The organism is Natronococcus jeotgali DSM 18795 (genome assembly GCF_000337695.1).
Taxonomy (GTDB): domain Archaea; phylum Halobacteriota; class Halobacteria; order Halobacteriales; family Natrialbaceae; genus Natronococcus; species Natronococcus jeotgali.
The window spans coordinates 37,480-62,437 of record NZ_AOIA01000115.1 but is presented as its reverse complement, the minus strand read 5'-3'; the positions used below and the strand labels follow the sequence as shown (position 1 = coordinate 62,437).

Genomic DNA, 24,958 nt, shown 5'->3' with positions numbered 1-24,958 from the left:
GCGCACCAAGCCCGATTCCGCGATGTTCGAGGCCGCCCTCGAGAAGGCGGGCGTCCCTGCCGACCGGGCGCTGATGATCGGCGACCGCTACGACCACGACGTGCGCGGCGCCGCCGAAGCGGGACTGCACGGCGTCGCCTTCGGCGCCGAGGACGGCCCCGCGGTCGCCTACCGCATCGAGTCGCCGCCGGAGATCCTCGAGATCGTCGACGGCGAGCGCGAGGGGTAAGCTCGTCGCCGACTCACCCTCGGAACCGGGTCACGGGATCGAGCTCGCTCTCGTCGACGTCCTCGAAGGCGTCGCGGGCGATCACGCGCTTGTGGACCTCGTCGGCGCCGTCGACGAGGCGGAACGCGCGGACGTTCTCGTAGAAATCGGCCAGCGGCAGGTCCTTGCCGATCCCGTTGGCGCCGCAACACTGGATCGAGCGGTCGACGGCGTCCTGGACGACGTCGGCGGTGAAGACCTTCGCCATCGAGACCGGGACGCGGGCCTCCTTCCCCGCGTTGATCTCGCGGGCGGCGTGGCGAACCATCGTCCTGGCGGCGTGGAGCCGCGTCTCGGCGTCTGCGATCTCGTACCTGAGGTTCTGTTTCTCCGAGAGCGTGGTGCCGAAGCCCTCGCGCTCGCTCGTGTAGGCTTTCGCGACCTCGAGCGCGCGCCGGGCCATCCCCGAAAAGCGCATGCAGTGAGTGAGCCGCGCGGGTCCGAGTCGCTTCTGTGCGATGGCGAAGCCGGCGTTCTCGGCGCCCAGCAAGTTCTCCTCGGGGACCCGCACGCCGTCGTAGACGATCTCGGCGTGGCTCGTCCCCGTCACCTCGCCGCCGACGTGGGGGATGTCCCGCTGGTACTCGACGCCGTCGGCGTCGCTGGGCACGAGGAAGATCGAACACCCCTCGTAGGGGTGGGCATCCTGATCGGTGCGGGCCATCACCAGCAGGACGTCGGCCTCGCCGCCCTGGGTGGTCCACCACTTGTGGCCGTCGATGACCCACTCGTCGCCGTCCTTCCGGGCCGTGGTCCGGATCATCTTCGGATCCGACCCCCCGCCCTGCATCGGCTCGGTCATCGAGAACCCGGAGCGAATCTCGGCCTCGACCAGCGGCTCGAGCCACCGTTCTTTCTGCTCGTCGGTGCCCGCCATCTCGAGGGTGTGCATGTTCCCTTCGTCCGGGGCGTCGACCCGCAGCGCCAGCGGACCGAGCAGGCTGCGGCCGGCCTCCTCGAACGCGGGCAGGACGTCGCGAAAGGCGAGGCCGAGTCCGCCGTACTCCTCGCTGACCTGCGGGGCGTACAGCCCGCGCTCGCGGGCCGTCTCGCGCAGCTCCTCGATCGCCTCGTCCGAGACGGGGCCCTCGCCGAGGAACTCCCGCTCGACGGGGATCACGTCCTCGTCGACGAACTCGCGAACGTCCGCGGCCAGCTCGTGCGCCCGATCGCTGTCGTGATACTCCATAGTGCCGTATGAACGAACATTGTAAGATAAGCGTTCCGTCGTAACTGTTTTCGTTAATCGGATTGGGGATAGTACCGTACGCGATCATGCTTCGCACACCCGTCCATCCGACGCGGTCGACGAACCGACCCGCCTCGAGCGGGCTCCCGGCCTGTCTCTTATACACANTGTGTATAAGAGACAGCCCTCGAGGAGCACCTGGGCGCCGTCGAGCGCTACGAGATCGAACGTCACCGGGAGGGCCACTCCAACGAGACGCTGTTCGTTACCTGGGGCGACCGCGAGCTGGTAATCAGGCGGCCGCCGCCGGGCGAGACGGCCGAGACGGCCCACGACGTGCTCCGGGAGTACCGCGTGACGAAGGCGTTGGTCGACACTGCCGTCCCCGTCCCCGAACCCGTGCTCGCCTGCGAGGACCACGACGTCATCGGCAGCGACTTCTACGTGATGGAGCGACTCGCGGGCGACGTCCTCCGCGAGAGCGAGCCCAACCGCTTCGCCGATCCCGTCGCCCGCCAGCGGATCGGCGAGGAGCTGGTGGACACGCTGGCGGCGATCCACGAGGTCGACTACGAGGCGGTCGGCCTCGAGGAGTTCGGCCACCCGCCGGGCTACACCGAGCGCCAGGTCGAGCGCTGGAGTCAGCAGCTCATGTGGGCGTTCGAGACGACCGTCGAGGAGCGGGAGGTGCCGGACCTCTACGAGGTCGGCTCGTGGCTCCAGGAGAACGTCCCCGAGGAGCACCCGCATACGCTCGTCCACGGCGACTACAAGCTCGACAACGTGATGTACGGCCCAGCGGGACGCGACGCGTCCCGGGACGAGCGAGCGGACGACGTCCGCGAGCCCAAATCTCGCCCGGAACTCGTCGGCGTCTTCGACTGGGAGATGGCCACGCTGGGCGACCCCCTCGCCGACCTGGGGTGGATGCTGTCGTACTGGCGGGACCCGAAAGATCCCGACCCCGCCGTCCCGGAGCTGACGGCGACGTTCATGGAACGGGAGGGGTATCCGAGCCGGCTCGAGCTGGTCGAGCGCTGGGAGGAGCGAACGGGTCTCGCCTTCGAGCACGAGCGGTTCTACCGCGCGCTTGCCGTGTACAAGCTCGCCGCGCTCGGCGAGATGTTCTTCCGGCGCTACCTCGAGGGCAACAGCGACGACCCGATGTACCCGAAGATGGAAGCGCGCGTGCCGGCGCTGGCCGAGCGAGCGCTGCGAATCGTCGAGGGAGGTGAGCCCCTGTAATGCGGTACTTCGAAGACTTCGCGGTCGGAGAGACACGCGAGTTCGGCGAGTACGAGGTTACCGAGGAGGAGGTGATCGAGTTCGCCGAACGGTACGACCCCCAGCCGTTTCACGTCGACGCCGAGGCAGCGGCCGACAGCATGTTCGGCCAACTGGTCGCCTCGGGGTGGCACACTGCGGCGATATCGATGCGGCTGCTCGTCGAGGGCCCCGACGACGAGGACGACTGGGCCTCGATGGGCTCGCCCGGCGTCGACGAACTGCGCTGGCACCAGCCCGTCAAACCGGGCGACACGCTCTCGGTGCGGACGGAAGTCCTCGAGAAACGGGCCTCCGAGAGCCGCTCGGATCGCGGGTATCTCAGGAGCCGCCTCGAGACGCACAACGGGGACGACGAGCTGGTCATGCACTGGATCGGGAGCACGATCCTCGAGCGCCGCGACCACGAGTAGTTACCGCCGCCGGCGTTCGGATCGTCCCGGTACGCGTTGTACGAAAGCGCGGCGATTTAGTTAACATTGGTAACTCAGTTCGGTGGAGTTAAGGCGGCTCCGGCTGATGTCACGGCCGTGTTAGATGATACCGTCGACCGCGTCGCCGTCCTCGGCGCGGGGAACATGGGCCACGGAATCGCCGAAGTAACCGCGATGGCGGGGTACGACGTCGTCCTCCGGGATATCGAGCCCGAGTACGTCGAGGACGGCTACGAGTCGATCCGCTGGAGCCTCGAGAAGCTCGCGGAGAGAGAGCGCCTCGAGGAGTCCGCCGACGCGATCCTCGAGCGCATCGAGACGACGACCGACCTCGAGAACGCGGTCGCCGACGCCGACCTCGTGATCGAGGCCGCGCCCGAAAACCTCGAGCTGAAACGCGAGCTCTTCGCCAACCTCGAACGGTTTGCCGACGAGGACGCCCTGCTGGCGACGAACACCTCGAGCCTGCCGATCACGGACGTCGCCGCGGCCGTCGACACGCCCGAGCGCGTGCTCGGCCTGCACTTCTTCAATCCGCCCGTGAAGATGGACCTCGTCGAGGTGATCTACGGGGCGGAGACGAGCGACGCCGCGGCCGAGGCCGGCCACGACTGGGTCGAGTCGATCGGCAAAACGCCGATCTACGTCCGCAAGGACGTGCGGGGCTTCGTCGTCAACACGATCGTCGGTCCGTTCATCGGCGAACCCGCATGGATGGTCTCCGAGGGCGACGCCGAGGTCCGCCAGGCCGACGCCGCGATGGTCCACGAGCGGGGGTATCCGATGGGGCCGTTCGAGCTCGCCGACCTGACGGGGATCGACGTCAGTTATCACGTCCGTAAGGAGGCCGGCGAGGACGTCCCGCCCGCGATCGCCGAGAAGGTCGAAGCCGAAGAACTGGGGAAGAAGACCGGGAAGGGGTTCTACGACTACGAGAGCAGTGACGGTCCCGACTACGAACCCGGCCAGGGGGAGGGGTTCGACACGTTGCAGGTCGAAGCGCGGATGGTCAATCGCGCGGCGTATCTGGTCGGCGAGGACGTCGCGACCTCCGAGGCGATCGACACCGGCGTCCGCCTCGGCCTCGGTTTCCCCGAGGGAATCTGCCGTCGCGGGGACGGGATCGGCCTCGATACCGTCCTCGAGAAACTCGAGACCAGGTTCGAGGAGACCGGCGACGACCGGTTCGAACCCCACCCGTACCTGCGAGAACTCGTCGCGGCGGGGAAGACCGGCGAGGACGCCGGCGCGGGCTTTCACGAGTACGGCGACGGCGGCGCGGGCGACCTCGATTCCTACCGCTACCTGAACGCCGAGGTCGAGGACGGCGTGCTCGAGGTCGAACTCGACCGGCCCGAGCGGATGAACGCCCTCTCCGCGGACCTGCTCGAGGAGATCGACGATCTGTTCTCGACGGTCGATACCGACGGGCTCCGGTGCGCGACGATCGAGGGCACCGGCGACCGCGCCTTCAGTGCCGGGGCGGACATCTCCGGTTTCGACTCGCTCGAGCCGACCGACGCGATGGACATCACGCCGGCGTTCGAGACGGTCAACGAGTTCCCCCGGCCCGTACTCGCGACGGTCGACGGCTACTGTCTGGGCGCCGGCCTCGAGCTCGCGCTCGCCTGCGACCTGCGGATCGCGACGAAGCGGTCGTCGTTCGGCGCGCCCGAGATCGGCCTCGGGCTGATTCCGGGCGGAGGCGGCACGCAGCGACTGTTGCGCGTCCTCGGGGAGACTCGCGCGAAGGAGCTCGTCTTCCGGGGGAACCACGTCGACGCAGAACGGGCCGAGCGGTGGGGACTGGTCAACCGGGCCGTCGACCGCGAGGCGTTCGAGGAGACCGTCGCGACATTCGTCGACGACCTGCGCGAGGGGCCGCCGCTGGGCCTCGAGGTCGCCAAGAAAGTGATGAACCGCGGCGAGGACGCCAGCCTCGAGGCGGCGCTGGCGATGGAGAGCCAGGGGTTCGGCCTGCTGATCGGCACCGACGACGTCCGGGAGGGGACCGCCGCGTTCGCCGAGGACCGCGAGCCGGAGTTCGAGGGGCGGTAGATGAGCGATACGAACGACGAGCGGGTTCGGTTCGACGACCTCGAGGTCGGCCACGAGGTCGTTACCCATTCGCGGACGCTCACCGAAGCGGACGTGCGCGAGTTTGCGGGCGTTAGCGGGGATTTCAACCCGCTCCATCTGAGCGAGAGCTACACCGCGGACCTGCCGTTCGGCGAGCCGATCGCCCACGGTGCCCTGTTGTTCGCCGTGACGACGGGGCTGCTCTGGCAGCACCGCCACGAGCGACCCGAGACGGTCGCGTTCTACGGCGTCGACTCGCTGCGGTTCGTCGAACCCGTGACGATGGGGACGACGGTCCACGCGGAGTCCGAACTCCTCGAGAAAGAGCCCCGCGATCACCCCGTGGGCAACGGGCTCGCCCGCTACGAGACGCGCCTCGTGACCGACGACGGGTCGGTCGCGCTCTCCTGTGAGCTGCTAACGCTCGTAAAATAGCGGACTTTAGCTGTTATCGTCCGCTGCGTCGGCGTCGTTCTCGTCTTCGACGTCGTCGAGTTCGGCCTCGGCGGCGTCGGCCTCGTCCTCGACCGACGACTGCACGTCGTCCATCTCGACGTCCGACTCGAGCTCGTCCCGGTCGATCGCGTCCTCGAGGACCTCGGAATCGGTAACCGCGCCCATCCCGTCGTCCTCGACCGCGTCCTCGATCGTCGTCGCGTCGATGGCCGAATCGACGTCGCCCGACTCCGTCGCCGACTGCAGGGCCCGGCGGACGGCCACGTATCCCGCCAGAGCGATCCCTCCGGAAGCGACGGCTCCCGGAACGCCGAAGCGTTTGTACCCGAACGTGACGGCCTTCTTCCCGACGGTGAGTGCGCCGATCATACGCTCGCCGTAGCGTCGGCGACGGGAAGAGGACGGGGCTTTCGTGTGGAGGTGCAGTTCGTAACCCTCTCCGAACGGCGATCCTACCGCCGATTCGAGCGATTGTGAGCGACGATTCCCTCGCGCCATCGTCGCCGGAGCGAGTCGATCCGTCAGCGAATCGGACGAAAGTATAATAGTTATTGAATTTCAAATATTACGTAATATGGTGGACCGACCGAACACTCGACGACGATTCCTCGCGCTGTCCGGAGCGACGATGGCAACCGGCCTGGCCGGCTGCTCCGAGTCGAATGCGTCCGGGAACGGCAACGATGGGACGAACGAGACGACGGACGATAACGGTGACCCGCCGGCGGACGACACCGAAGACGAGGGCGACGACGAACCCGAAGGTGAGGACGAGGGTGAAGACGAGGTCGAGTCTCCCGAACTAACGCTCGAGACGGAATACGACAGCCGCGAGGAGTTCGGCCAGCCCGGGGAGGGGGTCGACGACTTCGAGGACGCCGACGAGTGGGCGGTCGTTCGGGGGACCGCGGAGCCCGACGAGGAGATCGCGTTCGAGGGCTCGCAGAGTCTTCGGCTCGCCGGCGAGGACGGCGGGAACGTCATCGTCGAACGGGAGATCGAGCCGACGGACCTGACCGACCGCGAGCTCTCGCTGGCCGTGCGGACGACCACCCCCGAGAACGTGGCGATCGATATCCGCCTCGCGGACGCCTCCGGCGGGTCGACCCACCACCAGCTTCGCTCGGTCTCCTACGGCGCCGACGACGTCGGTTGGTTCCGGACGAATCCGGGTGCCTTCCAGGAGGGATCGACGCCGCTCGAGCGCGACGCAGTCGAGGAGATCCAGCTGATCGTCTACAACACCGGCGACGCGGAGGTGTGGGTCGACGACCTCCGCGTTCACGACAAACCCGAGAGCGGGTACGTCGTGCTCTGCTGGGACGACGGGACGCCCGACTTCTACGACACCGCGAGTCCGCTCCACGACGAGTACGGCGTCAACGCGGTCCAGTCGGCGGTTCGGCAGTGGACCCAGGGGTCCCGGGACGACGTCCTGACCCTCGAGCAGTTACGGGAACGCCAGGACGCCGGCGACCAGATCATCGCCCACGGCAGCCACGTCTTCGTCGCGGACCTCGAGGCGGACCAGCTCAGGGAGTCCCTCGAGCGCGACAAGCAGTGGGCCGTCGACAACGGGCTTCAGGGTGGCCACTACATCACGTACCCGCACAACAGCTTCGATCAAACGGTCCTCGACGTCGCCACGGACTACTACTACGCGGGCGGGTTCAACCAGTCGGGAGACGTCAACCTCACCGGGGTCTACGGCTTCGACCCGCTCGTCCTGCCCCGGACGATCGGCCACGACCTCGACATCGCGAAGCGGTGTATCGACCTCGCGGCGGCCCACCGCCAGTGTACGATCCTGAACTTCCACGGTTTCGACCAGGAGAACACGATGGCACAGGACGAGTACGAGGAGCTACTGGGATACATCGATAGCGAGGACGGGATCGAGGTCATCGACTTCGACGACCTCTGGACGATGCGCCGCGAGGGCCACTAGCGCGACGCGGCGTCCGACTCGGGCGTCGCCGTGCTCGCCTCGATGAGCTGAATGAGAACGGAGGCGAACAGCGATCCCGCGCTCCAGATCGCCGTCTCGCTGCCGTCGTCGTCGACGACGCTCAGCAGGATGTTGTCGTCGTCGGCGATCACGATCCGACCCGACCGCTGGTCGTCGTCGCGGTGTGTCGGGGGAACGGCGGTCGTAACGCCCTCGAGCGCGCCGAGGCGGTCCCGAACCGTCTCGTTTTTGCTGATCACGGTAACAGTGAGTCCCTCGGCCGCGCGGTCCTCGAGGGTCCGTTCGATCTCCGACGTGACCAGCTTCGGCAGCCTGGTGCCGAACGCGATCTCCTCGTCGGCCTGCGAGAGGAGGTCGACGACCCGGTCGTCGACTCGGTCGCGGCTCCGCACCGTCCAGATGTCCTCCTGGGTCTCCTCGGTCGTCGACTCCTCTTTGACCGAGTCGACGAACTCGAACGCCCGTTCGCGTTCGCGCTCGAAGCGGTTTCGGAGGGTGTCCTCGGCCTCGTCGATACTGACCGGTCGGTACCGGATCGGGCTGGACTGCTGGACCTCGAGCAGCCCCCGGTCCTCGAGGCTCTCGGCGACGCTGTACACCTGCGATCGCGGGACGTCGGTGACGCTCGCGACGTCGCGGGCGGCTCCCGACCCAAGGCGGTGGAGCGCGATGAAGACCTTGGCCTCGTAGCTCGTGAGGCCGAGTCGCTCGAACGCGTCGATGGCCTCGCTTTCGTCGTCGGTCACGGTTCGTCCGCCCCTCGGTTCTCGGATGCCGTGTCCGTTTCCATTTCGGTTCCGCCGTCGCTCGCCGTCGGAGTCGCCATCCCCGCCCCCGATCGATCGAACGAGACGTCCGGACCGAAGTACCGCGTCCACAGCACCAGCAGCGTCGGCAGGACGATCACGCTCGCGAGGAACGAGTAGATGATCGTCAGCCCGGTGATGATCCCGAACTGCTGGAGTGCCGGCAGGATGGCGAAGACGAGCGTCCCGAATCCGCCGACGGTCGTCGCCGCGCTGCCGAGCAACGCGCCGCCGGTCCCGGTCACCGTCGTCTGTAGGGCCGACCAGACGTTACCCTGGCGCTCGAGTTCGAGGGTGTACCGGTCGCTGATGTGGATGCTGTAGGCCACCCCGAGCCCGATCGTGAGGCTGGTGATCATCCCCGTCAACACGTTGAACGGCATCCCGAGCAGGTACATCGTCCCCAGGATCCAGCTGACCGTAAACGCGACCGGGAGCAGGGTGACCGCCCCGAGGGTCGCGCTGTTGCCCGTCAGCCAGTAGGCCGCCGTCAGGAAGACGAAGACCGAGACGAGCGTGATCAGCAGGCTCTGGAGGACCGTCTCGAGCAGGTCCTGTTCGACGATGTGGCTGACGATCGGATCGCCGGTCGCGAAGGCGTTCAACTCGCCGTCGCCCGCGTCGAGGTTGCGCTCGTCGCCCGTTCCGGACGCGTCGAGGTCTCCGGCGACGCTCCGCAGCTCCGTCGTGATCTCGTCGAAGCCGGCGCCGCCGTCGGTCGCGACGATCAGCCGCACCGACTCGTACTCGCCGCCGTCGGTCCGGTAGATGACGCTGCCGGCTTCCTCCTCGTTGACCTCGAACAGTTCGTCGTACAGCGCCTCGACGTCCCGATCGGGAACCCCGTCGCCGTCCGTATCCGCGGCCTGGAACGACTCGTTGAACGATTCGTTTTGCGCCGCGGTGTCTTCCATCACCGACAGCGGCCCCCGCACGTCGGCCTCGCCGTTCGGCAGCGTGTAGACGACGTCGCTGTCGGCCGCCTCGCTCTGGGTCCGCTCGAGCCGTTCCAGGGTTCCGTCGTCGGTAACGTCACCCTCCACGAGTATCTGGGCCTGCGTGTCCTCGCGCTGGAAGTTGTCGTTGATGTACTCGAGGTCGGCGGCGGCCTGGTACTCGCCGGGTTCCATCGGCCCGGGCAGGTTCTCCGTCCAGTTCGGCGGGCTCTCGGCGAGGAAGTCCTCCTGCTCGAAGCTGGTGTCGACCTGGCTCGCGCCGTAGACCCCGCCGGCGGTCAACAGGAGCGCGGCGATCAGGACGATCACCGGAATCTTCCGGGCCGCCGTCGAGCCGAGCGTGAGCGCGCTCGCGAACCCGCCTTCGCCGGTCCCGAACGCACGCTTGCGACGGTCCCAGCCGCGGGACTCGAGCAGCGAGTCGATCTCGACTTTCAGCGCCGGGATCAGCGCGCCGAAGATGATCAACGCGGCGGTGATCCCGACCGCGCTGACGATTCCGAACTCCCGGATCGGACCGATCGGGCTCACGAGGTTCGCGAGGAAGCCGATCGCCGTCGTCGCCGTGACCCACACGAGTGCCACGCCGACGCCGGCCAGTGCGATTCGCATCGAGCCGCGAACGGTGCCGGTTCGGCCGTCGGTCTCGCGTTGCTCGCGGTGGCGCATGAAGACGTGGATCGCGTAGTCGATCGACAGCCCGATCAACAGGACGGGAACGGCGATCATCATCTGGTTGAACGCGATCCCGGTCCAGCCCATGAATCCGAACGTCCAGATCAGAACGCCTCCGATCCCGACCACGCCCAGCGCGATGTCGAGCGGATCGCGGTAGGCGACCACCAGCGCGACGACGACGAACAGCAGGGCCAGCGGGCCGACGATCGCGAGGCTGTCGCCCATCGAGTTCTCGATCTCGTCGGTGATGACGCCGCCGCCGAACACCATGTACTCCTGCTCGTCCTGGTTCGCGAGGTCGCGGAGGTCGAGCTGGCTCTCGAGGGCGGCGTCCATCTCGCCGCCCATCCCCGCGCCGTCAGTGGCGGCGGTCGTCTCCTGGGTGACGATCGTCATCCGGGCGTCGGCCTCGGTCGAGCCCGGCTCGTAATCCGACGGCATGAACGCAAGCGCCGCGCTCTCCTCGCCGTCGCCCTCGGAGAGCGTCTGCTCGAGGAGGTCCGCGAACTCCTCGTCGTCGAGCCCCTCGAGGGCCTCGATCTGCTCGTCGAGCGACGGGGTCTCGTCGTTCTCCTCGAGGCTCTCGAAGTCCTCCTCCAGCGCCGCGGCGTCGTCCTCGAGCTCGGCGTACTCGTCCTCGAGCACGCCCAGCGTCGCGCCAGCGTAGATGCCGTCGAGCGACTCGTTTAGCTCCTGATACTCGGGGATCTCCTCGGGATCGTCCGGCCGCTGCTCGATCGCCCAGCGGTTGGACTCGATCTCGCGGGCCTGGTCGACGAGGTCCCCGTACTGGCTCGCCTGCTCGTCGTCGAGGTCGGCCTCGCTGGCGGCCTCGTCGACCGTCGCCTCGATCTCTCCCTCGAGCTCGGCCGCGGTCGCGTTGTCGCCGTCAGCCGACGCGTTCTCGTACTCCCGCTGGAGCGCCAGCGCCTCGTCGAGTCCGTCCTCGAGGGCCGTCGATCGCTCCTCGAGGGTCGTCCGTCGCTGCTCGAGGTCGGCCGCGTCGTCCTCGAGGTCCTGCTGGCCCGACTCGAGTTCGGCGGCCCGGGTCTCGAGCTCGTCGTACTCGTCCTCGAGCACGCCGACCGTCCCGGCGAGGTAGAGCTCCTCGAGGTCCCCTTCGGGGGCGAGCTCCTCGGCGGAGCCGTCGGTCGCGTTCGGGGTCGCCGCCTCGGCCGTCTGCTCCCCCTCGAGTACGCCGGCGGCAGCGGCCGCGGCGGCCTCCTCGAGGTCCGCCGCGGATCCGACCGCCGCGTCGGAGCGGTCGAGTTCGTCCTGGATCGCGTCGACGTCCTCGGGATCGGATTCCCCGTTGGCGATCGCCTCGCCCGCGGCGATCAGTTCGTCGGTGGACGCGTCCGACGCCGCGACGGCCGCCGCGAGTTCGTCCGACGGCGTCGCCTCCTCGCGGACCGTCTCGACGGCCCGCTCGTACTCGGCGGCCTGCTCGTCGTCGAGCTCGGCCGCCGCGATCGCCTCCTCGACGGCGGCGTCGCGTTCGCTCGCCGCGGCGGCGGCGGCCTCCTCGTCGCCCGCGGCGCTCGCGAGCTCGCGTTGCATCTCGAGTTCCGCGACGTCGAGCAGCCCCTCCTCGAGCACGCCGCGTCGCTGCTCGAGGGCGTCCTGCTGGGCCCCGGCGTCGGCCGCGGTCGCCCGATCCACCTCGTCGAGTTCGATCTGTGCGCGGAGCGATTCGACGACGCCCTCGTACTCGGCGGTCTGCTCGTCGTCGAGCTCGGCCTCGTTCGCCGTCTCCGCGACCGTGGCGTCGATTTCCTCCTCGAGGGCGGCAGCCTCCTCGTCGTCGCCCGCGGCGCTCGCGAGCTCGTACTGCGCCTCGAGTTCGGCGACCTCGTCGAGTCCGTCCTCGAGCGTCTGACTCCGGTTCTCGAGGGCGGCCTGTCGGTCCTCGAGCTCGGCCGCCCGTTCCTCGAGGGTCTCGCGTTCCTCCTCCAGCGCCGCGGCGTCGGCCTCGAGCCCCTCGTACTCCTCCTGGAGCACGCCCACGGTCGCGCCGGTGTAGATCTCCTCGCGGGCCGCGGTCAGCTCCTGGTACTCGGGGAGCTCCTCGGGGGGGAGCTCGGCCTGGCGCTCGAGGGTCCAGCGGTTGGACTCGACCTCGCGGGCCTGGGACGCGAACTCCTCGTACTCGGCGGTCTGGTTCTCGTCGAGTTCGGCCTCGCTGGTGGTCTCTTCGATCGTCGCCTCGATCTCGCTCTCGAGGTCGGCCGCGGTCTCGTTGTCGCCGGCCGCCGACGCGGTCTCGTACTCGCGCTGGAGCGCGACGACCTCGTCGAGCCCCTCGGCGAGGGTCTCGTTTCGCCGTTCGAGGGCGGCCTCGCGCTCCTCGAGTTCCGCGCTTCGCTGCTCGAGGGACTCGACCCGGTCGTTCGTGATCGCGGCGATCGCGACGACGTTCTCGACGCCGATGATCGACTCGTTTTCGACGAGGGTCCCGTTGATCGAGTCGTTGTTCCTGATCTCCTGTTGGAACTCCAGCGAGGAAATCAGCGACTCCTTCGAGAGGGCGTTGCCGTCCTCGTTTCTGTGTATCAGCTGGACGGTGGTCGTGTTCTCGTCGCCCTCCGCGGCGAACTCCTCGTTCATCTCCTCGAGGGCCGTGGCCTCCTCGGACTCGCCCTCGAACTGGTCGAGCGAGGAGTCGTCGTCGACCATCGGCGCCCCGGCGCCGACGAGCGCCGTCGTCAACAGCAAAACGACGATGACGATCTTGGAGTGGAACGTGATCCCCTTCGCAATACGATCCGGGAGGCTCATTCGCTCACCTCCGTACTAACCGCAGTTCGAACCGGGAAGATCATTCTGTTGTTACGATCCTACAAACTCGCCGCTTATACCAGTTCGGATCTCGGACCCGCCCGACAGCGGCCGGTATCGGCGTCGCTATCCGGGGGTTTTCGGGAGAACGACGCCGGCGTCGCGACCGTCGGCTACTCGATCGAGACCGTCTGCAGGTCCTCCGCGAACCTGACGTCGCCGTCGTAGTGGGTCCCGATCGACTCGAGCATCTCCTCGTGGCGACCGTCGGTGTGGGGGTAGAGGTGGGTCAGGTAGACCCGGCCGATCTCCCGGCCCGCCAGCTCGCGGCCGAGCGTGTCGGGGGTCGGGTGGTTCGAGACGTCGACGTCGTCGGGGAACGAACAGTCGTGGGCCAGGATCGCCGACTCCTCCGCGAAGTTCGCCAGCCCGGCGAAGGCCTCGCTGTCGCCGCTGAACGTGAACAGGTCCCCGAACCGGTAGGCCAGACACGGCAGCGAGTGACGCGTCTCGTAGGCCGAGACGTCGAATCCCGCGACCGAGAACTCGCCGGGGTGGACCTCCCGGAGCTGCAGGTCGAGTTTCCCCTGCATGTACTCGTGGACCGCCAGCAGCTCGTCGACCAGGGACTTCGTTCCCTGCGGGCCGACGATCTCGAGGTGGTCCTCGCCGGCGAGCCACCGCGCTTTCATCAGCGGCAGCAGGTCGGCGACGTGGTCGAGGTGGTGGTGAGTCAACAGCACCGTCGAGACGTTCTCGTAGCCGACCCCGGACTGCTGCAGCCGGTGGAGGACCCCGGACCCGCAGTCGATCAGCAGCGTCCGGCCCTCCTCCTGGACGAGGACGCCGGTCTGGAAGCGTTCGCCGGTCGGCATCGCACTGCCCGTGCCGAGAAACGTGACGCGCATACCCGCCCCTGAGACGGCGCACCCGATAAGGCTGGCTCTCGGTCGCCGCATCCGTCACCGATTACTCGCCCGCCCGCGGAGTCGCGGGTATGCGCGCTGCAGTACTCGAGGCCTACGGCGAGGAACTCGCGATCGAGGACGTTGACTCCCCGGAACCCGACCCCCACGGCGTCGTCGTCGACGTCGAGGCCTGCGGGATCTGTCGGAGCGACTGGCACGCCTGGCGGGGCCACGGCGAGTGGGCCGACGATCGGGTGCCGATCGGACAGATCCTGGGCCACGAGCCCGCCGGGACGGTCGCCCGCGTCGGCGACCGCGTGAGCCGATTCGAGCCCGGCGACCGCGTCGCGATCCCCTTCAATCTCGGCGAGGGCTCCTGCCCGCAGTGTCGGAACGGTCACGGGAACGTCTGCGAGGACGGGTACGCGCTGGGGTTCGAGGAGACGGTTCCCGGCGCGTTCGCCGAGCAGGTCGGCGTCCCTCACGCCGATTTCAACGCCGTGGCGCTCCCCGACGCGGTCTCGACGGTCGAGGCGGCCGCGCTCGGCTGCCGGTACGTCACCGCCTTCCACGCGCTGGCTCACCGGGCCGACCTCGAGGCGGGCGACTGGGTCGCCGTCCACGGCTGCGGCGGGCTCGGCCTCGCGGCCGTCCAGATCGCGAGCGCGCTCGGGGCGACCGTCGCGGCGGTCGACGTCCGCGAGGCGCCCCTCGAGCTGGCGACCGAGCTGGGCGCCGACGCCACGGTGGAGGCGGGCGACGGCGTCGACGTCCCGGCCGAGCTCGAGGCGGTGACGGACGGCGGCGCCCACGTCTCCGTCGACGCGCTGGGACGGGCCGAAACCTGCCGGAACAGCGTCGACTGCCTCCGTACCCGGGGGACTCACGTGCAGGTCGGCCTGACGACCGACGCCGAGCGCGGCGAGATCCCCCTGCCGATGGACGAGGTCACGCGCTGGGACGTCACGATCGTCGGCTCGCGGGGGATGCCGCCGTCGCGGTACGACGAGCTGCTACGGATGATCGACTCGGGCCGACTCGAGCCCGGCGCGCTCGTCACCCGGGAGGTCGCCCTCGAGGACGTCTCGGAGCGTCTGGCGGCGATGTCGGGCTACGAAACCCGCGGTATCGAGGTCGTAACCGAGTTCTGATCGCCGTCCGCTCGCGTTCCGGCGCGCTCGCTGCCGGGCCGTCGGAACGAACGGGAACCGACCGCTCGAGCGCGGTCGCGACGTTCGATCCGGCTTCCGTCGTCGACCGTCCGTATCCGACTCGAACTCGCATCCGGTGGCTTTCGGAGTCCGCTTCGCGAGCGAGCCGGACCCCGGTTTCACTTTCACTCCGCCAGCCAAACCCTCTTGGGCCGCGCCCGCCCAGCTCGGGGTGATGGACGGGGCCGACGAACTCGCGTTGCCGCCCGATGACGAGCTGCCGTTCGATCCGGACGCCGTCGCGATCGAGGACGGCGACGTCTTCGACCTGCTCGAGCCCGCGGTCCGAGAGTGGTGGCTCGAGGCGTTCGGCGAGTACGTCCCGGAGAACGACGGCTTCTTCACGCCGCCCCAGGAGGGCGCGATCCCGAAGATCGACGAAGGGACGAACACGCTCGTCTGCGCTCCGACGGGTTCGGGGAAAACGATGGCGTCGTTTACCGCGATCATCAACGAGCTCTTCCGCCGGAGTCGGGAGCGAGACGACGGCCTCGAGAACTCGGTCTACTGTCTGTACGTCTCGCCGCTGAAGTCGCTGGCCAACGACATCCACCGAAACCTCGAGGTGCCCCTCGAGGGGATCGAGTCGATCGCCGAGGAGCGCGCGGCGTCACCCGCCGCGGAACACTCGAGCGGTGAAACCGCGAGGAACGGCGAGGGCGTCGGCGAGATCCGCCACGCGATCCGCCACGGCGATACGGACTCGAGCGAGCGCCAGCGGATGCTCGAGGAGACTCCCCACATCCTCAACACGACCCCCGAGACGCTCGCAATCCTGCTGAACTCCCCGAAGTTCCGCGAGAAGCTCCGGACGGTGGAGTACGTCATCGTCGACGAGATCCACTCGTTGGCGGCGGGCAAGCGGGGGACGCATCTGTCGGTGAGCCTCGAGCGCCTCGAGGCGATGGCCGAGGGCGAGCTCACCCGGATCGGCTGCTCGGCGACGATCGAACCGCTCTCGCAGGTGGCCGAGTTTCTGGTCGGACGGGACGAACCCGGAGGCGAACCGCGACCCTACGAGATCGTCGACGCCCGCTTCGCCCGCGAGCTCGACATCGAACTCGAGTCGCCGACCGACGACCTGATCCACACGCCCCGCGAGGTCGTCCAGGATCGCTTCTACGAGCGCCTCCACGAGCGCGTGCAGGACCACACGAACACGCTCGTCTTCACGAACACCCGCTCGGGCGCCGAACGGGTGCTCCACAACCTTCGCGAGCGCTTCGACGCCTACGACGAGGCCAACTCGGCGTGTCACCACGGCAGCCTCTCGAAGGAGGTGCGCCAGGACGTCGAGGGGCGGCTGAAGGCGGGCGACCTCGAGGTCGTCACGTCCTCGACCTCGCTCGAACTGGGGATCGACATGCCCCACGTCGACCTCGTCGTCCAGGTCGGTTCCCCGAAGTCGGTCGCCGCCCTGCTCCAGCGGGTCGGCCGAGCGGGCCACCGCGTCGGCCAGACCGTGACGGGGCGGGTGATCGCGCTGGACCGGGACGAACTGCTCGAGTGTGCGGTGATGCTCGAGAAAGCCGAGGAGGGGTTCGTCGATTCCGTTTCGATCCCCGAGAGCGCACAGGACGTCGCCGCCCAGCAGGTCTACGGGATGGCGATCGCCGAGATCCGTCCCGAGAACGAGGTGAGGGGGATCCTCCGACGGGCCTACCCCTACCGGAACTACGCCGACGAGGAGTGGGAGTCGCTCTGTCGGTACCTCACCGCCGAGTACGCCGGCCTCGAGGAGAAGAACGTCTACGCGAAGATCTGGCGCGACGAGAACGACCCGCCCGGCGGCGAGCACCACCACGAGGGGTTCCCCGTCGGCGAACCCCTGATCGGCAAGCGGGGTCGGCTCGCCCGGGTGATCTACATGACCAACATCGGGACGATTCCCGACTCCTTTACCTGCGACGTCCGCACCCGCGCAAGCGACGAGTGGGTCGGCCAGTTGGACGAGAACTACCTCGACACCGTAGAGAAGGGCGACGTCTTCGTCCTCGGGGGCGAGCGCTTCGAGTACCGCTACCGACGGGGGTCGAAGGTGTACGTCGACCGCACGAGCGCGCGGCCGACGGTCCCGTCGTGGTACTCCGAGCGACTGCCGCTGTCGTACGACCTCGGCCGCGAGATCCTGGCGTTTCAACGGCAACTACTCGAGCACTACGAGGCGGGCGGGCCCTCCCGCGTTCGAGGCTGGCTGCGAGGGTTCCCGCTCGACGATAACAGCGTCCGGGCGATCGCGCGGCTGTTCGACCAGCAGATCCGGTACGCCGGGGCCGAGAGCGTCAGCACCGACGAGCGCCTCGCGATCGAGGTCGAGCGCGACCGCGAGGAGTACGAACGCCGCTACTACGTCCACTCGACGTACGGCCGGAAGGTCAACGACGGCCTCTCCCGACTGCTCGCGTACCGCTGCGCCCAGGAGGCGACGGCCAACGTCACGGTCGCCGTCGCCGACAACGGCTTCGCCCTCTCGATGCCGCTGAACCGGAAGATCGACCTCGAGGGGATCCTCGCGGACCTCGATCCCGAGGACGCCCGCGAGGACCTCCGGGCCGCCCTCGAGGGCACCGACCTGCTCCAGCGGTACTTCCGGATCAACGCCACGCGGGCCTTGATGATCCTCAAGCGGTACAAGGGCTACGAGAAGTCGGCCAGCGAACAGCAGGTTTCCAGCGAGATGCTGCTCGGGTTCGCGCAGGATCTCGAGGCGTTCGCGGTGATCGAGGAGACCTACCGCGAAATTCTGGAGGACAAGCTCAACGTCGCCGAGATCGAGGGCATCGTCGACGCGATCGACTCGGGTGAGCTGGCGGTCGAGCGCCAGCTGCTGGACTCGCCGACGCCGCGGGCGTTCGGGCTAGCGACCCTGTCGGCCAGCGACGTCGTCCTCGCGGAGGACGAGAGCGCGGCCCTGCAGGCGTTTCACGAGCGCGTGCTCGAGGAGATCGGCGAGGAGTCGCTCCGGCGACTCTCGACCGAGGACTAACCCCTCGTGGCGGTCGGTTAACAGCGGAAAGAGACGACGGTAACTGCGCCCGTCACGGAGCGATCGAAGACGGGGCGAGCGGTCGAGACCGCCGTCGGCGTGCGAACCGAATGCGTAAACAGTGGTAACCACGATACTACGAGTCATGAGCGACGCACCCAACTGGGAGTTCAAGGACCGCGACATCGCGATCCTCAGCGAGCTGGCCGAGGACCCGCAGCTCTCCTCGCGGGAGCTGACCGACATCCTCGAGGACGAGTACGGCATCGACGTCTCCCACGTCACCGTCAGCGAGTCCATTCGTCGGATGCGCAACGAGGGCGTGTTCCGGGAGGCGATCGTCCCCAACGAGGAGTACTACATCTTCGCGCTGTTCGAGTTCAAGTTCAACACCGAGGGCTTCGCCGACGGCTGGCGCGCGGCGATGGAGCACATCCGCGACGACAAACACACCCTCTTTTTCTTCCTCTCGGACGGCGAGTACCAGTGGAAGACGGTGATGATGTTCCGGGACCGCGAGGAGGTCTCCCGGTGGATCCACGACTGTTACTCCGAGCACGGTAACGTCATCGCGAACGTTCGGAACTCGGTAGTCCACAACGTCCTCAAGTTCCGGACCGACCCGGAGATCTACGAGGACCTGGGAGAGGACGCCTAGTCGAGGCGGTAGCGCAACAACGCCGCGATCCCGCCGAGGTTCGAGAGCTGCTCGCCGGGCGGGAACTCGCTCGAGAACACGGTCACCTCGCCGCCTTTCTGCTCGGCGGTGCGGACGACGTCGTCGACGTCGATCCCCCACTCCCCGTCGGGACCCCGCTCCTGGCGGAGTCGGTCGTCGACGATCAGCAGGCGCTCGATCGCGCCGTACTCCGCGGCCCGTTTTACCTCCTCCGGACCGTAGGCCGCTTTCGCGCCCTGAGCGATGCGCTCGGTGAGTTCGTCGATGTACTCGGCCTCGCGCTCGATGCGGGTCTCCTGTTGAACGTCCGCGACGGCGCCCCGTTTGAGCACCTCGTGGACGCCGCGGTCGCCGACCGCGGCCGCGTCGACCATCGTCACCTTCTCGGCCACCTCGGGTTCGTTCTCCTCGAGGTACTTGTAGGCGTCCTGTTTCGTAAAGCCGGGGCCCGCGAGGATGATCGCGTCGGCGTCCTGACGCTTCAGGACGTCGCCGACCTCCGCGAAGAGCTCCGAGCGCTCGCGGGCGTACTCGCCTTTCCCCGTCGGACCCGTGATCGTCGCTCGCTCCTCGGTGCCGTACTGGGCGACCGTGTGAACGTGAGCCTGGCCCTCCTCGACGGTCGCGATCGCGACGTCGGGGTTCTCGGTTGCCTCCTCGGCCTCCTCGAGGCGGGCCTCCTGATCGGGTTTGAACCGCTTTTCGATCGACAGTTCCTCCCGTTCCTCGACGTTTAGGGTGTGGTGAAAACCGAGTTGGTCCTCCCGCGAGCAGGCGACGATCTCGCCGCCGACCCGCAGGCGGTTGGCGAACTTGTGGAACTCGACGGTCTCGACGGCGATGGCGACCCACATGTGCTCGCGCTCGCCGCCCGTATCGCGCATCTGGTCGTCGTTGCGCTGGATCCGCCGGGTCGTATCGCCCGCGACGCGGTCGCCGGGCTCGAGGACGTACTGCAGGTGCCAGAGGTCGTCCACGCTCTCGGGGACGACGGTGAGCCGCTCGCGGCCCCCGTCGAGCCGCTCCCGGTCTTTGATCTGCATGGCCGTGCGTTTGCGCGGCGGGGGTAAGTGGGCTGCGATCCGGCGAACGGCCCTCGAGCGTCCCGGTTCGGCCGTCCGACGTGTGCGCCGTCGCGGCGGCGAACGCCGTCGTCGAACGGCTCGCCTATACGGGCAATACTCCCCGCTATCTCGGAGGGCCAGTTTCGCGATATCGCGGCTACGTCGTGCGATTATCGCCCTCGAGCCCGTCACGGGATCGGTAAGCGTTGCCCGGGGCGACGGATGAAGGCCCGTCGGGACCGCAGTTCGGGCATGGCGATTGCACTGCGGACGCTCGACGACGGCGCGTGGATCAGCGTCAACGACAGCCGTCAGGTCAGCGTGAGCGACGTCTGGACGCTCTCCCGGGGCGTCTTCTGCGAGTGCGAACCGGCGTACGTCCTCCTCGAGGGCTTTTTCGGCACCGGCGTCGACGGCTCGGTCGTTGTGGCCGACGCGGTCGGGCAGTGCCTCGAGTGCGGCACTCGCGACTCGATCGACCGCCTTCCCGTCGGCCGGATCGTCGACGGCGAGTTCAAGCCCTACGGCCCCGAGGGGATTCAGTCGACCGTCGACCCCGGCGCCGGCGCGGTGCGGCAAACGTAACCGGAACCCGCGAGAGGCGGGGAGAACTGACGTGAGGAAGGGGTGCTTATGGCGGCGGTTCGTAGCGGGGGATCAATGCCGAGTGACGTCGAGGAGTGGAAGGAGGAGCTCTACGGTACCGACATCCGCGCAGAGATGGAACGATTCGCCGAGGAGGGGTGGGAGGCGATCCCCGACGACGAGCACGACGCCTGGTTCGAGCGCTTCAAGTGGTACGGGCTGTACCACCAGCGCGCCGGCCAGGAGTCCTATTTCATGATGCGGATCGGTCCGCCGGGCGGCGTCCTCGAGCCGGGCCAGTTCCGGCGTATCGTCGAGATCGCCGACGAGTACTCCCGGGGGCCGACCGACAACCCCGTGTTCGGAAACGGCTGGCTCGACGTGACGACCCGGCAGGCTATCCAGCTTCACTGGATTCGCATCGAGGACGTCCCGGATATCTGGGACGAACTCGAGGAGGTCGGCCTCTCGACCGTTCAGGCCTGCGGGGACTCCTGGCGAAACATCGTCGGCTGTCCCGTCGCCGGCAAGGACAAACACGAGCACGTCGACGCCGACTGGCTGGCGACGGAGCTTCACGACACCTACAAGGAGAACGAGGCCCACTCGAACCTCCCCCGGAAGTGGAAGGTTTCGGTCACGGGCTGTGACGAGGGCTGCGGTCAGGGCGACATCAACGACCTCGCGTTCGAGCCAGCCGAGAAGGAGGTAGACGGCGAAACCGTCACGGGCTACAACGTCCGCGTCGGCGGCGGCCTCTCGCGCAACGAGCCCAGGTTCGCCCGGGACATCGACGTCTTCGCGACGCCCGAGCGGGCCGTCGACGTCGCCGGCGGCATCTCGGCGCTGTTCCGGGACAACGGCGACCGCGACAACCGCTACAACGCCCGCATCAAGTTCCTCGTCGACGAGTGGGGCCCCGAGAAGCTCCGCGAGACCCTCCAGGAGGAGTACGTCGACTTCGAGCTCCACACGGCGGGCGAGGACCTCCGCGACTCCTACTCCTACAACGCAGGCGAGGCCGACGGCAAACACGACCACGTCGGCGTCCACGAGCAGGTCGACGGCGACTACTACGTCGGCCTGAACGTCCTCGTCGGTCGCATCGGCGTCGACGAGGGGTACGAGCTGGCCGACGCCGCCGAGGAGCACGGCTCCGGCGAGGTTCGGCTCACCCAGCGCCAGAACATCATTTTCACGGACGTCCCCGAGGAGAACCTCGAGGACCTGCGCTCCGAGCCGGTGCTCGAACACTACAGTCCCGACCCCCACCCGCTCCAGCGCGGCTCGATCGCCTGCACCGGGACGGAGTTTTGCTCGCTCTCGATCGTCGAGACGAAGAACCGTCAGGTTCGCTACGCCCGCTGGCTCGTCGATAACGTCGAGCTACCCGAGGGCGTCGAGGACTTCCACATCCACCTCTCGGGCTGTACCGCCTCCTGCGCCCAGCCCCAGATCGCCGACGTCTCCCTGCGCGGGATGAAAACGCGCAAGGACGGCGAACCGGTCGAGGCGCTCGACATCGGCCTCGGCGGCGGGCTCGGCGAGGACCCGCAGTTCGCCTCCTGGGTCGGCGAGCGGGTTCCCGCCGACGAGGTTCCCGGCGCGATCGCGAACCTGCTCGAGAACTTCGCCGCGGCGCGCAACGACGAGAGCCAGAGTTTCCGGGAGTTCGTCGCCGACCGCGACGACGACGAACTCGCCGAGCTGATCGAGCCCGAGGAGACCGACTACGAGGATCCGTTCATGCACAACACGAAGCGGACGTGGTACCCCTACGCTGAGGACGACGACATGGACGCGAGCCCCGCCCCTGCGAAGGCAGACGGGACCCCGCTCCCGTCCGACGACTGATACGGTCTGCTGTAACGATTTATCGGCGCAACCGCGAACCGTCTTGCGGTTGCGCCGTCAACGACTTACAGTAGTCCGTATGACGGACGGCCACCGCTCGGTCTCGATTGCTGTTTTCCAGCCGGCCCGCGTAGCCGAGGCAGTCGCTCCGGCGAGGCCCCGTTTCGCGCCGTTGCCGGGCTACCTAAGTGCGTTCGGTCGCTCTCGAGAACCATGGCAGACCGTCTGATGAAAGTCAACGCGTACACGACGCTCGACCTCGTCGACGCCGTCGCGACGGGCCACGAGTTCGAGACGGAATCGTTCGCCGTCGTGAACGCGACGGCCGACAGGGAAGATCCCGACTGCGTCCGGCTGCAGTTCGAACTCGACAACATGACCGAGGAACACCTCCCGGCCCACATGGAGGAGCTCCAGCTGACGCCCGACCAGGCCAGAGAGATCGCGAGCGACCTCGAGAAACACGCGACCCGGGTCGAGGACGCGACCGACGAGTAGTTACTTCAGCTCCTCGAGCGTGTTCTTGGCCTTGTCGACTGCGGTGTCGAACGTGCCCTCGAGTTCCTCGACGGAGCGCTCGACGTGGTAGACCCGCTCCTTGGGTACCCGCCGCACGAGGTCGTTACCGTCGTCGTCGGTGCCGTACGCGAACAGCCAGTGGTCCTGGAAGTAGGCGATGTGGTCGTTGTCGACGGTGGCCCTCTCGACCTCGTCGCTCGCGTTCCGGTAGACGATCGTCGCGGTGCCGAGTTCTGCCATACCGACGCTACCGGGCGCGGCCCGGAAGTCGCTGGCCCGGCAGACGCAATCCGAACGACCGGTCGTCGGAACGGTAGCTCGTCGAATGCGAACGGTTGGCACTGTTAGGCTCCGTGCGTATTGCCGTCGCGAGCCTCCGTCTCTGTATGAACCTTGGACACGTCGTTCGGCTCGAGGAGTTCGGCGATCGCTCGCTGGTCACTCACGCGATCATGGCGCTGTCGTTCGTCGGCGCGATCACCGCGGGGCTGTTCGTCGAGGGCCAACTGGGGCTGGTCTCCTTCGTCGCCCTGCTCAACTTCACCGCAGGCGTCTGGATCGCCCAGTCGGTCCACTCGCTGGGTCACGGCAGCGCGGGCGGCGACTACGACGGGATCCTGAACGAGATCGTCGACCTCACCGACACGACCGAGACCAGCGGACTCGACACCGGCCGGCTGGCCCGCCTGTTCACGCTGATCGCGGCCGTCACCGCCGTCTCGCTGCTGACGTCGGCCCAGGTGCTCGAGGGGGCGCTGTTCTCGATCGCCGTCGTCGCCGTGGGAAGCGTCGCGCTCGTGACCGCGATCGTGGGCTTCCTGATCGCCCTCGGCACGTCCTACGACGAGTCGATGGGACGATGGACGGCCGAGATCGACCGTCAGGAGACCGGAAACCCCGAGTTCGCCGATAGTCGGAAGTAGCACTCGGACTGCTTTCTGTCCGAGAAACTCGCGTTCGAGGAACTCGCCCTCGAGGTACCGTCCTCGCCGCCCGCCGCTCGACACCCGAGGGGCCGCCGCTGCGCTCGAGGACGCGTCGGAACCGATCCCCGACGGACCGACGGTTCGGCTGCCGACCGAGGACTGAGCCGGAGCGAAAGCGCGACTCTTACGTACCACCGGATGTGATTACTCGGTAATGAGACGACGGACGGTTCTCGCGAGCGGGGGGGCGGTCGCCGGGCTCGGTCTGGCCGGCTGCATTTCACGGAAAGGAGAGAACGGCGGTACGACCGGGAACGGGGACAACGAGGACGTGCTCCGGGTCGCGACGAACACCGCGTTCGTCGACGCGCCCAGCGACAGCCCCGGCGAGTGGATCGCCGACGAGTTCGCCGACCGGTACGACGTCGAGTTCGAGTGGCACACGCCCGACCAGGAACTCAACTACTACATCGAGCGCCACAACGAGGGCGTCGAGATCGAGCCCGAGCTCTACCTGGGGCTGAACCCTCACGAGGTCGTCCGCGCGGACGACAACACCGACGGCGAGCTGTTCGTCGAGACCGACGAGGACGCCCTCGAGCACGTCGCGAACGTCGACGAGGAACACTACTTCGACCCGCAGGGCCGGGTAATTCCGACCTTCCGGAGCTTCTGTGCGATGGTCTACGACGGGCGGAACGTCCCCGAGCCCGAGACGTTCGAGGACCTGCTCGAACCCGAGTACGAGGGCCAGATTGCGGTCTCGAATCCCCAGCGCGGGACGACGGGCCTGCTCTTCTTGCTGTGGACGATCGACTACTTCGGCGAGGACGAGTACCTCGAGTACTGGGAGCAGCTCCTCGACAACGACGCACGCGTCCTCGACTCCTGGAGCGAGGTCTACGCGCAGTTCGAGGCGGGCGAGGTTCCGGTCGTCGCCTCCTACGCGAACGACCGCGTCTACGCCGAGCGCGCCGGAAACGACCTCGAGAAACACCGGGTCGCGCTGCTGCACGACCAGGCTTACGCCAACATCGCCGGCATGGCTCGGTTCGCCGACGGGACGAACGACGAACTGGCCCACGAGTTCATGGACTTCGTTCTCGATCCCGAGGTGCAGGCCGTGATCGCCGAGCGCAACGTGACGGGCCCGGTCAACGACGAGACCGAGCTTCCCGAGGTGTACGAGGAGTACGCCAAACGGCCAGACGACGCACCCTCCTTCGACTACGACGCCCTCGACGCGAACCTCGAGGAGTGGCTCGGCGAGTGGGAACAGACCGCCGCGGGAGACTACTGAGCGAACCGTGTCCCCGAGCGCTCCGGACG

20 protein-coding genes and 1 pseudogene are annotated in these 24,958 nt (G+C 67.9%); 14 read left to right on the top strand and 7 right to left on the bottom strand.

The annotated features are described in order from the left end of the window. The coding region (locus tag C492_RS12190) for an HAD family hydrolase (RefSeq protein WP_008423966.1) at positions 1-229 on the top strand (229 nt) is incomplete at its 5' end. A gap of 13 nt (positions 230-242) precedes the next feature. On the opposite strand, the gene C492_RS12185 is transcribed toward C492_RS12190, so the two are convergent. Next, positions 243-1,457: an acyl-CoA dehydrogenase family protein gene (locus tag C492_RS12185; RefSeq protein ID WP_008423964.1), complete on the bottom strand. Its 1,215-nt coding sequence runs from the start codon at positions 1,455-1,457 to the stop codon at positions 243-245. A gap of 186 nt (positions 1,458-1,643) precedes the next feature. Here C492_RS12185 and C492_RS12180 point away from each other — a divergent pair. The 4 genes and pseudogenes from C492_RS12180 to C492_RS12165 all read left to right on the top strand — a co-directional run. Then, positions 1,644-2,702 (top strand): annotated as a pseudogene (locus tag C492_RS12180) (phosphotransferase family protein); the annotation flags it as partial. After that, complete coding sequence (locus C492_RS12175; protein ID WP_008423959.1) at positions 2,702-3,154, top strand: MaoC family dehydratase; 453 nt, start codon at positions 2,702-2,704, stop codon at positions 3,152-3,154. The pseudogene C492_RS12180 and the gene C492_RS12175, both read left to right, overlap by 1 nt. A gap of 117 nt (positions 3,155-3,271) precedes the next feature. Beyond that, entirely contained in the window at positions 3,272-5,233 is a 1,962-nt protein-coding gene (locus C492_RS12170) for a 3-hydroxyacyl-CoA dehydrogenase/enoyl-CoA hydratase family protein (RefSeq protein WP_008423957.1), read from the top strand. After that, a complete protein-coding gene (locus C492_RS12165; protein ID WP_008423955.1) occupies positions 5,234-5,689 on the top strand; it encodes a MaoC/PaaZ C-terminal domain-containing protein in 456 nt (151 codons plus the stop codon). It abuts the gene before it with no gap. Positions 5,690-5,695: 6 nt separating this feature from the next. On the opposite strand, the gene C492_RS12160 is transcribed toward C492_RS12165, so the two are convergent. Beyond that, complete coding sequence (locus tag C492_RS12160) at positions 5,696-6,079, bottom strand: hypothetical protein (RefSeq protein ID WP_008423952.1); 384 nt, start codon at positions 6,077-6,079, stop codon at positions 5,696-5,698. 205 nt (positions 6,080-6,284) lie between these two features. Here C492_RS12160 and C492_RS12155 point away from each other — a divergent pair, with 205 nt between their 5' ends. Further along, positions 6,285-7,658: a polysaccharide deacetylase family protein gene (locus C492_RS12155; protein ID WP_008423950.1), complete on the top strand. Its 1,374-nt coding sequence runs from the start codon at positions 6,285-6,287 to the stop codon at positions 7,656-7,658. Here C492_RS12155 and C492_RS12150 read toward each other — a convergent pair. From C492_RS12150 to C492_RS12140, 3 genes are all read right to left on the bottom strand, one after another. Next, positions 7,655-8,425, bottom strand: coding sequence for a TrmB family transcriptional regulator (locus tag C492_RS12150; RefSeq protein ID WP_008423948.1), 771 nt, complete (start codon positions 8,423-8,425; stop codon positions 7,655-7,657). The two genes, C492_RS12155 and C492_RS12150, sit on opposite strands and share 4 nt — an antisense overlap. Next, positions 8,422-12,897, bottom strand: coding sequence for an MMPL family transporter (locus C492_RS12145; RefSeq protein WP_008423946.1), 4,476 nt, complete (start codon positions 12,895-12,897; stop codon positions 8,422-8,424). Before C492_RS12145 ends, C492_RS12150 begins: the two co-directional genes overlap by 4 nt. Positions 12,898-13,070: 173 nt before the next feature. Next, on the bottom strand, positions 13,071-13,805 hold the full coding sequence (locus C492_RS12140) for an MBL fold metallo-hydrolase (RefSeq protein WP_008423944.1): 735 nt from the start codon (positions 13,803-13,805) through the stop codon (positions 13,071-13,073). An 89-nt stretch (positions 13,806-13,894) separates the two neighbouring features. Here C492_RS12140 and C492_RS12135 point away from each other — a divergent pair, with 89 nt between their 5' ends. From C492_RS12135 to C492_RS12125, 3 genes are all read left to right on the top strand, one after another. Then, complete coding sequence (locus C492_RS12135) at positions 13,895-14,956, top strand: zinc-dependent alcohol dehydrogenase family protein (RefSeq protein WP_008423943.1); 1,062 nt, start codon at positions 13,895-13,897, stop codon at positions 14,954-14,956. Positions 14,957-15,191: 235 nt separating this feature from the next. Beyond that, positions 15,192-18,002, top strand: coding sequence for an ATP-dependent helicase (locus C492_RS12130; RefSeq protein ID WP_008423941.1), 2,811 nt, complete (start codon positions 15,192-15,194; stop codon positions 18,000-18,002). Positions 18,003-18,147: 145 nt separating this feature from the next. Next, entirely contained in the window at positions 18,148-18,660 is a 513-nt protein-coding gene (locus C492_RS12125; protein ID WP_008423939.1) for an Lrp/AsnC family transcriptional regulator, read from the top strand. Here the strand turns inward: C492_RS12125 and C492_RS12120 are convergent. Next, the gene (locus tag C492_RS12120) at positions 18,657-19,724 is read right to left on the bottom strand and encodes an mRNA surveillance protein pelota (protein ID WP_008423938.1); all 1,068 of its coding nucleotides are present in this window, start codon (positions 19,722-19,724) and stop codon (positions 18,657-18,659) included. The genes C492_RS12125 and C492_RS12120 overlap by 4 nt on opposite strands. Positions 19,725-19,997: 273 nt before the next feature. On the opposite strand from C492_RS12120, the gene C492_RS12115 reads away from it, so the two are divergent. The 3 genes from C492_RS12115 to C492_RS12105 all read left to right on the top strand — a co-directional run bounded on the left by C492_RS12115 (position 19,998) and on the right by C492_RS12105 (position 22,682). Next, positions 19,998-20,330: a hypothetical protein gene (locus C492_RS12115; RefSeq protein WP_008423936.1), complete on the top strand. Its 333-nt coding sequence runs from the start codon at positions 19,998-20,000 to the stop codon at positions 20,328-20,330. A 75-nt stretch (positions 20,331-20,405) separates the two neighbouring features. Further along, a complete protein-coding gene (locus C492_RS12110) occupies positions 20,406-22,184 on the top strand; it encodes a nitrite/sulfite reductase (protein ID WP_008423934.1) in 1,779 nt (592 codons plus the stop codon). 213 nt (positions 22,185-22,397) lie between these two features. Beyond that, on the top strand, positions 22,398-22,682 hold the full coding sequence (locus C492_RS12105; RefSeq protein ID WP_193364859.1) for a DUF6360 family protein: 285 nt from the start codon (positions 22,398-22,400) through the stop codon (positions 22,680-22,682). On the opposite strand, the gene C492_RS12100 is transcribed toward C492_RS12105, so the two are convergent. Further along, positions 22,683-22,943 (bottom strand): hypothetical protein, encoded by a 261-nt coding sequence (locus C492_RS12100; RefSeq protein WP_008423931.1) that lies wholly within the window; start codon positions 22,941-22,943, stop codon positions 22,683-22,685. It abuts the gene before it with no gap. Positions 22,944-23,089: 146 nt separating this feature from the next. On the opposite strand from C492_RS12100, the gene C492_RS12095 reads away from it, so the two are divergent. Together C492_RS12095 and C492_RS12090 are read left to right on the top strand one after the other, a co-directional pair. After that, a complete protein-coding gene (locus C492_RS12095) occupies positions 23,090-23,626 on the top strand; it encodes a hypothetical protein (protein WP_008423930.1) in 537 nt (178 codons plus the stop codon). A gap of 217 nt (positions 23,627-23,843) precedes the next feature. Further along, the gene (locus C492_RS12090; RefSeq protein WP_008423927.1) at positions 23,844-24,929 is read left to right on the top strand and encodes a thiamine ABC transporter substrate-binding protein; all 1,086 of its coding nucleotides are present in this window, start codon (positions 23,844-23,846) and stop codon (positions 24,927-24,929) included. Positions 24,930-24,958 lie beyond the last annotated feature (29 nt).